The sequence below is a fragment of the Bacteroidota bacterium genome, from assembly GCA_016713925.1.
In the GTDB taxonomy this organism is placed as follows: Bacteria; Bacteroidota; Bacteroidia; order AKYH767-A; family OLB10; genus JAJTFW01.
This window is the reverse complement of record JADJOH010000002.1, coordinates 559,675-571,592: the sequence shown is the minus strand read 5'-3', so window position 1 is coordinate 571,592 and position 11,918 is coordinate 559,675. Positions and strand designations below refer to the sequence as shown.

At 42.5% G+C, this 11,918-nt stretch carries 7 protein-coding genes; 2 read left to right on the top strand and 5 right to left on the bottom strand.

Annotated elements, in window-relative coordinates; all coding sequences use genetic code 11:
* Window positions 1-25: 25 nt before the first annotated feature.
* From IPJ86_02415 to IPJ86_02400, 4 genes are all read right to left on the bottom strand, one after another.
* Window positions 26-922, bottom strand: a complete 897-nt coding sequence (locus IPJ86_02415) for a hypothetical protein (GenBank protein ID MBK7886179.1) — start codon at window positions 920-922, stop codon at window positions 26-28.
* Complete coding sequence (locus IPJ86_02410) at window positions 919-2,469, bottom strand: 2,3-bisphosphoglycerate-independent phosphoglycerate mutase (protein MBK7886178.1); 1,551 nt, start codon at window positions 2,467-2,469, stop codon at window positions 919-921. Before IPJ86_02410 ends, IPJ86_02415 begins: the two co-directional genes overlap by 4 nt.
* Before the next feature lie 65 nt (window positions 2,470-2,534).
* The gene (locus IPJ86_02405; GenBank protein MBK7886177.1) at window positions 2,535-3,503 is read right to left on the bottom strand and encodes a HAMP domain-containing histidine kinase; all 969 of its coding nucleotides are present in this window, start codon (window positions 3,501-3,503) and stop codon (window positions 2,535-2,537) included.
* Between the two features lie 380 nt (window positions 3,504-3,883).
* A complete protein-coding gene (locus tag IPJ86_02400) occupies window positions 3,884-4,471 on the bottom strand; it encodes an AAA family ATPase (protein MBK7886176.1) in 588 nt (195 codons plus the stop codon).
* Between the two features lie 195 nt (window positions 4,472-4,666).
* Here IPJ86_02400 and IPJ86_02395 point away from each other — a divergent pair, with 195 nt between their 5' ends.
* Both IPJ86_02395 and IPJ86_02390 read left to right on the top strand, forming a co-directional pair.
* Window positions 4,667-5,689 (top strand): hypothetical protein, encoded by a 1,023-nt coding sequence (locus tag IPJ86_02395; protein ID MBK7886175.1) that lies wholly within the window; start codon window positions 4,667-4,669, stop codon window positions 5,687-5,689.
* The gene (locus IPJ86_02390; GenBank protein MBK7886174.1) at window positions 5,673-6,200 is read left to right on the top strand and encodes a T9SS type A sorting domain-containing protein; all 528 of its coding nucleotides are present in this window, start codon (window positions 5,673-5,675) and stop codon (window positions 6,198-6,200) included. The genes IPJ86_02395 and IPJ86_02390 overlap by 17 nt, the downstream gene beginning before the upstream one ends.
* Window positions 6,201-6,381: 181 nt before the next feature.
* Here IPJ86_02390 and IPJ86_02385 read toward each other — a convergent pair whose 3' ends face one another.
* Window positions 6,382-11,898 carry a PKD domain-containing protein gene (locus tag IPJ86_02385; GenBank protein ID MBK7886173.1) on the bottom strand — a complete coding sequence of 1,839 codons (5,517 nt, stop codon included), beginning with the start codon at window positions 11,896-11,898 and terminating at the stop codon, window positions 6,382-6,384.
* Window positions 11,899-11,918: the final 20 nt, after the last annotated feature.

The window sequence follows — 11,918 nt, the reverse complement described above, 5'->3', positions numbered from 1 at the left end:
GCAAAGGTAATGAATGCGGAAACGATTAATCGAATGCAGGGCAATTTGCTTTTTTCTTTTTTCGCTTACCCCCCTTGAAACCGGATTTGTTACCTCCTCCGCCACTGCCACGGTTGCCATTGTCACCAAAAACAGGAGTGTATAAGAGTTTTACTCCGGCAAACATATAGGTGTCGTTGTCGTTGGGGTCTCCTCTGGAAGCACCTGTTCTTGGGTATCCATCGGCAAGGTTACTGGCCATCTCCACAGCAAGTGCTCCGTTAGGGGTTGCAGAAAGTTGAAGAGAGTCAACATATTTACCACTGAGATCATCAAAATAGTCGGCAAAAGTGAAATGATTTATAATCTCAATTCTTGCTGCAAAGGCATTGGAGAGCCTGAATTCTACACCCACGCCAAGCGGAAAAGATAGACTGTATAATTTATAGGGCTTGGGATTACCACCTCCTTCAATGTATTGTCCCTCTGTACCCAGTTTTTGTAATTCTATCTCCTGATCGTTCAAGAGGGCTATCGGATTGTAGTGATAATAAGCAACTCCGCCAATGAGGTAAGGCGTTACTTTTCTGGTTTTCCCATTTTGATAACCCAATATTCTATATTCTGCAGTCAATGAAACCTGCCAGATATCATTTCTGAAGTGAAGATCTCTATCCAGATTAAAATCCTGTATGGCCAGAGAATCTGCCCCTACCACTTTACCTGCAGAGAAGGCCCCGGCAATGTAAAAATGCTGACTTGCTCTGTACAATAATCCTCCGGTAAAATAATAGCGAAAGAGCTTTTGATGCGTCAGTAACCGGTCGTTCATGTCACCGTAGTACCAGGTGGTTCCACCACCAATGAAAATGCCGGTTCTTGTTTGTGATGAGGCTTGCAAAGAAAGGGTAAGAAGGAAAATTATTATAATTCGTCGGGTCATGATGGGATGTTTGCTGTTACCGTTTTTCCGGAAATGAGGACTTCGCCGGTCATTTCTGATGGAATGGGTATATTCATTAACGTTAGTATGGTCGGGGCAATGTCTGCCAGGCGACCGGAAGCCAATTTGATATTCTTGTCCCCGGTGATCAAAACGCAGGGAACAGGGTTGGTAGTATGTGCCGTGTTCGGACTTCCATCCGGATTCACCATCATATCCGCATTTCCATGATCAGCAATGATGATAAAGTTGTAATCTTTTTTTAGTCCTGCCTCTACTACTTCTTTCAGACAACTATCCACGGCTTCCACTGCTTTAATGGCAGCATTGAAATTTCCGGTATGCCCCACCATATCGGCATTGGCAAAATTCAGACAAACGAAGTCGGTTTCTCCTGTATGGAGTTCTTGTACGATAGCATCTTTTACAGCGAAGGCACTCATCTCCGGTTGCAAATCATAGGTGGCAACTTTCGGAGAAGGAATCATAATTCTCTTTTCTCCTTCGAAAGGTTGCTCTCGTCCGCCACTGAAGAAGAAGCTGACATGCGGATATTTTTCAGTTTCAGCGATGCGGATTTGCTTTTTATGATGCAAGGAAACCACTTCTCCCAAGGTCATGTTCAGATTGTTTTTTTCGAAAATGACAGAGATATTTTTATACCTGTCGTCGTATCTGGTCATGGTGACATAATGCAGATTAAGCTTTTTCATTCCGGCATCCGGCAGATCCTGCTGGGTGAGTACTTCCGTAATTTCACGGCAGCGGTCGGTCCGGAAATTGAAGCAAATGACAACATCATCCTCTTTAATATTTCCACAGGCTTCTCCTTTCTCATCAGTGATAATAATTGGCTTGAGGAATTCGTCGGTAATTCCTTCGGCATAGGCTGTAGCAACGGACGATTTCCAGTCGGTGGTTTTTTGTCCGATGCCGTTCACGAGCGCATCATAGGCCAATTTCACTCGTTCCCATCTCTTATCACGGTCCATGGCAAAATACCTGCCCGTGATAGAAGCAATTTTTCCGGTACTCTTATCAAGATGTTCCTGTAGATGCGTGAGGTAATTAAGTCCTCCCTTCGGATCCGTATCGCGGCCATCGGTGAAGGCATGAATAAAAACTTTTTTCAGTCCTGCTTCATGCGCTAATGTGCAAAGATGTTGGAGGTGATTGATATGAGAATGTACGCCACCGTCGGAAACGAGTCCGATCAGATGCAAAGCCCTGTCCTTTTCCGCAGCAGTTTTTAGTGCATTCACAAGGACCGGTTGGTGATCTATCGTTCGTTCCCTGACCGCTTTATTGATATTCGCGAGTTCCTGCCAGACAATTCTACCGGCACCAATGTTAAGATGACCCACTTCCGAATTCCCCATCTGACCTTCCGGTAAACCCACATCTTCGCCGGAAGTGAGCAGACTACAGGTCGGATAGCGCTTCATCAGGTCATCCATAAAAGGCGTATGGGCTTGAGAAATAGCATTTCTAAGGCTGTCAGGCGCTAAGCCCCAACCATCCAGAATTACAAGAACTACTTTACTCATAAATTGCTGCTTTTTATCTTAAAAGAATCGTGCAAAGTTACGGTAAAAATACGGCAGGAAGCATGCTATTTCTCAGCTGGAATCCTGATTTCAAAAACAGAGCCGGCAGGGTGGTTGGCCCTGACTTTTATAGTGCCTTTGTGAAGATGCACGATATGCTGCACAATAAAGAGGCCCAATCCGGTGCCTTTTGTGCGTCTCGTATCTTCATTTCCAACGCGATAGAATTTTTCAAATATTTTTAAACGCTCTGATTCTTCTATGCCGATGCCTTCATCGCGAATGGTCATTACCGCTTCATGCAGATGTCTGCTCAAACTGATTTCAATGGTCGTATCGGAGGTAGAGTACTTCTCGGCATTTTCAAGGAGATTGTAAATCATAGAACTTAAAGCCATTTTATCCCCAACAATGAATACGCCCGGGGTAATGATTTCTTTAAAACTATGATCGTGATCTTGCCGTTCAATATACTCCTGTATCAACTGCTCCATGAAATCGGAGAAATTGATGCGCTCAAAATGTAAATCAAAATTATTGTTTTCTAATCGTGATGCAAACAAGGCATTTTCAACCAGGAGATTGATACGTTCCGTTTCCAGCAAGGCTCTTCTGATAATTTCCTGTTGTTTCGGCCGGTCGAGGTCACGTTTCTGAATCGTTTGCAAATTTAATTTCACGGCAGCTAAAGGAGATTTGAATTCATGCGTGATAGAGAGCAGGAAGTTTTTTTGCTGCCGTGCCAGTGCAAACTCTTTCCGAAAGGCTTCCTTGGTTTTATAAATTCCAAAAACCAGCAATGCCAGAAACACACTGCCCTCACCCAGGACCATATACAAACGCTTCTTTAAATCCTGAGCAAAACGCAATTCTTCTTTTTGTATAGCAACAGGATCATCATGTACCAGCTCGGTCAGATCCATACGGTAGGCCACAATCTCCTGATTCAAATCAATCAGCAAATACGCCCACCACGAAAATTGCAACAAGATATATGCAACCAGCAAATAAAATATGAAGAGAGGTTTAGCCATAATTTTTTTGTAGCACCAAAGTTACAACAAACGGTGAATATGAAATGGATGAACCCGTAGTGACAGGTCGCGACCTGTCACCGGCAAATAAATGTAGTGACAGGTCGCGACCTGTCCCGCGTAAAATCGTAAATTGGTAACCTTCTCTATTTGTCCGAATGTAGCCGCGTTACATGTAATGCGGCTACATTCGGACGATGACAGTAATGACAGGTCGCGACCTGTCATTACGGAATATCCAACCACTCTATAAATCTTCCGGTTTAATCTTTACTATTTTGTTGTCTCTCATCACAACCAGTACAGAGTTTTTATATTTTTTGTAGGCAATCAATTTTTCATACGATATTTCAAGCCCCTTCAAAATTTTGTCCCGGAGTTCATTTTGTTCTTCTACAGTTATCATAGCATTTTTTAATTTGATCAAACTTTGTAGTGTTAATAATATTTAATTCCCTTGAATGGTTTTTTCTGCAATCGTTTCCTTGTGAATTGTCAAAAATTAAAGCTCCATCCGTTATTGGTAAATATATATCAAATAAATTTATAATTCCTCTTAAATATCTTCTTTCAATTACATCCGTCGGGATGTCGTGTCCACCCTCCAAGACTCGTGTCCTAACACGTTCCTTTGCTAATTCTGCATTTTGTAGCCAAAAGAAAATTAAAGTTATGGAATAATTATTTTCTTTTGCTTCAAGTATTTTACTTCTATAGCTCTTGGTTGATAAAGTTGTCTCAAAAGCAAAGCTTTCGTTTAAATACAGTAATTCATTTATTCGGTTTAACATTAAACGACCGGCTTCAAAAGCAATTTTTTCCGGCTGGAATGGTGAAATCCCTTTGGCAATTTCATCGGCATTTACAAATTCTTTACAATTGATCATTTCCGGTAAAATAGTAAAGGAAGCTGTGGTTTTACCAGATCCGTTACATCCTGCAATTATATATAGATTTTTATCTACCATTCCTGCAAATTTAATGAATTTTCCACTCTATTAAGCACAATTTTGCTTCATTTATGCTGAACACTTATAACTGTTTGGATAGTTAATCCTTTCAAAAAGATATATTTAATCAAAATAGTAGACGGATCTCAATTGCCTGTTTCAGAAAGAGAATTACCCTTATCTTTATTCCTGCCAATAATTCTGCATCGTTTCATGTTCCATAAAATCTTTCTTCTGTTCTTTTTCATCCGGTTGTTTTCTTCCGATGTTCATGCTCAGTTTACCGATCGTTATTGGGCTTTTGGAGATAGCGCAGCAATAGATTTTACTAATTTGAATAGTCCTCAACCCGCTAGTAGCATTTTAAGAGTACGTGGGACTTGTGCGAGTATTTGTGACAGTGCTGGTGATTTATTATTTTATTGTGGTTCTCCCAATTGGGCACAATGGTTAGCAATAAATAATATTTTTACAGATGGAACGGTAGTCAACAAAAACCATATTGTAATGGAAAGTGGTGATTCACTTGTTGGGGCATTATGGTATCAGGAAATGGTTATTGTTCCGGACCCAGGGGATATTAATCGTTTTTATATTTTTTGTGCTGGTAATACTCAACCAGTTGTAGGATTATATTATTCAATCGTTGACTTATCTTTTAATGGTGGTTTAGGAAAAGTTGTACAAAAAAATGTTCAACTCCGAAATGATACTATTACAGATGGGATAACAGCAGTAAGGCATGGAAACGGAAGGGATTGGTGGGTTTTAGCAAGAAGCTGGAAGACTGTTCCTACTAATGATATTACTGCATACTTGATTAGTCCATCTGGTGTTACCATAAGTCCTACTCAATATATTGGTGCAAGTATAGCATTGCAGAGTACTTATAGGCTAAAATTTAATTTGGCTGGTGACCATTTATATAATGTTTCTTCAAATGGTATCATTGAAAGATACGACTTTGACAGATGCTCTGGTATTCTATCTAATAAGATTGTTTATTCGTTAACAACATCCGGTTATAGCGGTCTTTGGGGTTTTGAAGTATCACCTGATGAAAGTAAATTGTATGTCTCTTCAATTTATCAAGGGGTTGGAGGAAACAAGGGATATTTAATACAATTTGACCTGAATAGCTCCAATTTTATTGCTAGTGCAGAAACTTTAAGGACTTTTTACGATCCGGATATTCCCGGCCTTTTAGAGTTAGGGCCTGATGGAAAATATATTTAAGTACTTTTGGGCTGGTCCGGATGCTTGTAGTTTTTATTTATTTTGTGCATCTACGGTTAATATAACTAATTCAAATTTATCAGTTATAAATTCTCCTGATAGTGTATTTCCAGCTTGCGATTTTACTTTATTCAGTTTTTACTTAGGAGGTCACAAAGCTTATGTAGGCCTTCCGAATAATCACAATTATGAATTAGGGGCTTGGGTAGGATCACCATGTGATACTCTTTCCGTTGGCTTAGAGTACTTATTTCCTAAGAACAAGGAGTTGAAACTATATTTTGATAAATCCTGGCAAACAATTTTTGTCAATGCTGAAGAGTTAAAAGGAAGAAATGCAACATTAGAGTTTTTTAATATAAATGGGCAGATAATTGATCGAATTTCTTCCAAAACAGATGGAAGTTATTTTAGCAACAGCAGTTCATTTTCGTCTCAACCTGATGGTGTGTACATTGTTAGGTTAAGTACCGAGAAGGAAGTGTTAACGGGGAGATTCGTGAAATGGTGAACAATAATTTTGTCAGATTGTTGCCGCGTCCGATTTTAATCACGCCATATGTAACGATGTCCGAATGTAGCCGCGTTACATGTAACGCGGCTACATTCGGACATTGACAACGGTAGGTAGTGACAGGTCATCTTGCTGGTGACAGGTCGCGACCTGTCACTACATACCGTCCTCACCGTTGTCAATCATCCAACTCCGTCGAGATACTCGTCCCCGTAACCGTTTTTACCGGAACCCAGGTGCCTTGCGGACTTAAAAATTCAATGACATAATTATCTACACCTGTCGCCCAATCTTCATAGGGTGACCAGTTCAAATAGGTGCGATGGTCTTTCCAATATCCTTCGAGTAAAATGCTTTTTCCGATATTGCTTTCCAAGCCCGGAATCTGACAATCGTTTACCACTACTACTTTATAAGTGTAGGAATTTGTTTGCACTTCCGCAGTCATATCGGTATAGCTGTTGACCGCAGCCGGTTCTGTCGCGATCTGACTGAAGTTGATGTTGTCAATGCTACGGAAAATCCGGTATTCAAGGACGCGCTCCGGATGAATGAATGGGGCATTCCATTCGGTGAGTATGTATTGGTTGTTCACTACAGTGGAGCGGACAATTAACGATTGCTGATTTTCGAAAATATTTTCCGGCCATGCCGCTGCGGTATCACTCCATGCTCTGAAGGGTTGTCCGCATAAGTCAACCGCTTCCACACGGTATTCGTATTCGAAAGGACAAAGTAAAGTGGTGTCGGTGTATTGTAGTGTCGTGGATGGAAGGCTGGCGATAAGTTGTGGACTACCCGATGGGCGCTCTGTACGGTAAAGTTTGTATTCGTTGAAGGTGCATCCCTGATAAGCCGTCCAGCTGACCTGAATGATAAGTCCGGTGCTTTGTGCGCTGATGTTGATGGTGGTATGCGAGGTGCTGCTGTCTAACGGTAACTCATAGCCGCAATGATCAATAGTTTGTACCTTATAGGTATAGGTATTGTTTTTTGTGTTTAAGCCATTGTCGGTATATGCACTCGTTAATGCTGTCGTAGCGAGTACAGGGTTATTGTCCGTGTAGATGAGATCCCAGGCATTTCCTGCAGTATTGTACCGGTATAAACGATAAGCGGCGACATCATTTTGCCATGTGTTGAACCATGTAATTTCAACCTGCTGATCGTTGAGTACACTGGCCGAAGCAATAGGACTTACAGCCGGCGGCAATGTATCGTAAACCTGGAAATACTGCAATTGAGTGCTGGTGTCGGAACAGCCATTGTTGTTGGTTACAATTAAGGTGACATCAAAGATTCCGGAACTGTTACCGGTAATCACAGGATTCATTAATGTACTGGTCGTGAAACCAAAATCCCATTGATAAGTCGGAGCAATGGTGTCGTTGGATTGATCGTTGAATTGAAGTACATCGCCAAAGCAGACAGCCGTTGTATCCACTGAGAATGCAGCTACAGGTGTTAGTAATGATTCAATGCCGGGTTGGAAAGTAAAGGTATCACTGCAGCCAAAATTATTGGTGGCGATGAGAACGGGTGTATATTGACCGGGAATAGAGTAGGTATACGAAGGATCAGTAGTCGTGGAAGAATCACCGTTTCCAAAATACCAGGTGTAAGAGATAGCACCTCCCGATGTATTCGTGAATTGAGTGCTTAACGGATTACAACCCGAATTGGTATTCACAGTAGCAGAAGCAGCAGGTGAAGGATGGATCAATACCTGTTGTTGCGCGGTATCCGAACATCCGTTGCTATTGGTGATGATAAGGGTGATGGTATAGATGGAATCATTCACCAACAACGGTTGAAAAACAGAATCTGTACTGCTTAAACCGTTATTCGTCGTCCAATTGTAATTCGGATTTTGTGTGAGGGATGAGTTACTGGAAAACGTCAATTGCGCCGGTTCACATCCTACGGTATCACTCGCAGAAATACCAGCAACAGGGGTTTGCCAAACATCAATTCCCGTGCTGAATTGGAAGGTGTCCTTACAACCGAATGAAGTGGTGGCAATGAGTTCCGGATAATACATTCCTCCCTGAATATAGGTATGTGTGGGATCATCTAACTGACTCGTATCTCCATCTCCTAAATCCCAGAGATAAGTAATCGCGCCCTGCGAAAGATTGATGAAGGATGTAGTAAATGTAGAGCAGCCCGAACTATCTGTGACAGATGCCGCAGCAACAGGTTTAGGATGGATGATTAATGGCAATGGATAACTATAGGATGAAGTACAACCTATCGAGTCAATCGTTATTAAAGTGATGGTGTACGATCCTGTATCCTGGTAGATATGTGCAGGATGGCAAAGCGTATCAATCGTTCCGTCTCCGAAATCCCAACTCCATTGACTGGCATTAATGGACGAATCCGTAAACTGAACACCTTGTCCCTGGCATCCGGAAAGTGTGGATATGCCGAAATTAGTATAAGTTCCCGGAATGGAAATATAATCCTGGCGTATCATCGTATCACTGCACCCATAACTGTTGATAGCAATGAGTGTGATGGTGTAGGTGCCCGGAATATAGTAGATATGTTGCGGATTGATATTGGAAGAAATCCCTCCGTCTCCAAACGACCAGCTGAATTGTGTGGCATCGGAAGTGGTATTGACGAAACTGATTTGTGTCGGCGAACATCCTGCGAGAGAAGGGGAATAAAAATCAACAACCGGTGATGAAATATGTACCATGTCAGGATAAAGAATGGTATCCAGGCATCCACCCGGGAATTCTGCAATCAGCATGACATCAAAATAGCCATTGCCGGTGTAAGTATGTGTGGGATGTTGCAACGTTGATGTGCTGTTGTCGCCAAAGTTCCAGGTCCAGGCGATGGCTCCGTTGGAAAGATCACTGAACTGTACAGCATGTGGAATACATCCTGTTGAATCATCAACCAGCGCACCGGCCGCATAATAGGGGAATGGAACCTGATAGGAAGTATCCATGCACCCATTGTTATCAGTTATGATGAGTTGAATGGAATCGGTCGGATCACTATAATAGGTGTATACCGGATTTTGCTGTACCGAACTGTCGCCATTTCCAAAATACCAAAGCCATTGCACGGCATTGTTACTTTGATCTGTAAAGCTTACCGTGACCGGCATACATTGTCCGTTGGTGGTATAGGTGAATAAACTTTGCGCCTGTATCACATTCAGATAGCCCACAGCTGTATGTGTAACAGAACAGGTATTTTCTATAGCCGTTAACGTTATAGTATATACGCCAGCCTGCGCGAAGGTATGCGTAGGATTCAGATCATTGGATGTGTTTCCATCTCCAAAGTCCCAACTATAGGAAGAGGCGTTTTGCGAATTGTTTTGAAAGGTCACCGCTGCATTGACACAGGAAATAGTGTTAGAAGTGAATGCCGGAATGGGATTGTTCACTACAACCGGTATTGCCAGATTAAAAGTGTCTTTGCAACCCAGCGTATCGGTGGTGATGAGTTCGACATTATAGCTGCCCGCAGTGGTATAGGTGTAGGCGGGTTGCAATTGTGCCGACGTATTTCCATCTCCAAAATTCCATAACGCATTGGTAAAGGCGAGTGAATCGGTTAAACTGAATTGCACCGGACTTCCTAAGCAAATATCCTGACTTCCGGAGAGCATAGGATTCGAATGTCCGAGTGTGATGGTAGTGGTGATGGTGGCAAGACAGCCTTCACCAATGCTCATGTTTAAGACAATGGTATAAGTGCCCGCCTGCTGATAAGTATGTGTCGGATTGGCTAACGTTGAAGTAGTACCGTCACCGAAATCCCAACTGAAAGTGGTGATATCGGGCGTTTGGGTGGAGAAACTAATGGTATAAGGTTTACAGGGATTGATAAAATTAAACTCTATCGGCTGCGGATCGTAGGGAATGGCTTTTACAATTGCATAGGGATTGAAGGTTTGAGTACATCCTCCCGGCATCGACGTTTGTAATGTAACCGTATAGATACCCGGTGTCGGATACAAGGCACTTGGGGATTGAGAAGTGGAGCCGGATCCATTCCCGAAATTCCAGTTCCAGGTGTTACTGCCTGTAGTAGGATCTGAAAACGCTATCGGATTATCCTGACAAACAAGGAATGTATCGGGGACTGTGTAAGCCACTTGTCCGCTGATGACGGTCACATAATTTGCTTTATACACCGTGTCTTTACAACCGAATGAATTGGTGACGATCAGATATACCGTATAATTTCCAATCGCAGCGTATGTATGACTGGGGTTGGCAAGATTGGAAGTAGTGCCATCTCCAAAATTCCATAGGTAATTATTGACATTAACGGCATTGCCGGTATGTGTAAACTGAACTGTCATGCCCGGACAACCTACCAGTGGCGTTCCGGTAAAGTAGGCTCTGGGGGCAAAGGATTTTATGAGTTGCGGTCTTGTAATTGAAGTTTGACAACCATTAGGAGAGATCGCAGTTAAGGTCACACTGAAGTAGCCACCCTGTGTATAAAGCGTCGTTGGATTGGTCAGATATGAGGAATCGCTGTTTCCGAATTTCCACAAATAGGAAGTCGCTCCTGTACTCAAATTAATAAACTGCGCGATGAAAGGAACACAACCACTATCCTGCAGCACAGTGAAATTAGCTACCGGTAGCGCATCTACTACAACCAGATTAGGAAGTGTAACGGAACCATTGCAACCGCTCTGGGTGGTAACGGTGAGTGTAATCGTATATGAACCGGGATTGGTATAAGTATGTACAGGATTGTCCAGAGTAGAAGTGGTGCCATCGCCCAGATCCCAGCTCCAGGTGGTGGCATTGGGTACAGTACAGTCAAACTGAATTGTGAGCGGACCACATCCTGCACTATCATTCATCGTAAAAGAAGGGACTAAACTATTTCCAATGGTGATGTTATTGGCAGAAGTGGCGGTGTCTATACATCCATTTGGAGAAGTGACAATTAAAGTGACCGGATAGTTTCCTGCACCGGCATATTGATGCGAAGGATTTTGCTGTGTGGAGGTGTTTCCATCACCAAAGTTCCATTGCCAGGAGGAGATGTTTGTTGCGGAAGCGGAAAACTGAAAGATGGTCGCAACATCACATGCCGAAGTCTGGTTGATGGTAATTTGAGCCAGCGGACTCGCATGAATGGTGATATAACTGTTCTTTATCGCAATGTCCTGGCACCCGAAAATATTTGATGCAATGAGCTTGACATTGTACGTACCGGGCGTAGTGTAAGTATGTGAGGGATTTGTTGCATTAGATGAACTGCCATCACCAAAATCCCATATATAGGAAGAGGCGCCCACAGAAATATTGGTAAAGAGTATGCTGTTCTGATCTTCGCAACCTGAAAAAGCAGAAGCATTGAAATCAGCAACCGGGTCGCCTAATATGGTAATGGTAGAGACAATGGTGTCTTTAATTCCTGTGGCAGAGGTGGCAATAAGGACAACCGTATATGCACCGGAATTAATATAAGAGGTGGAGGGATTGGTTAAAGTCGAATTGTTTCCGTTACCAAGACTCCATTGATAACTAACGGCACCGGTAGAAGTGTTTATAAAATTCACTAATAAGGGCGCGCAACCGCTGTCCTGGCTACTGGTAAACGAAGCTACGGGCACCTGGGCCCGTAGTAACGTTGTTGCAGTAAGTAGAAACAACAAGCTGAGATATTTTCTGAATACCCTATTCGCCGTTATTTTCATAGTTCGTAAACACGTGCACT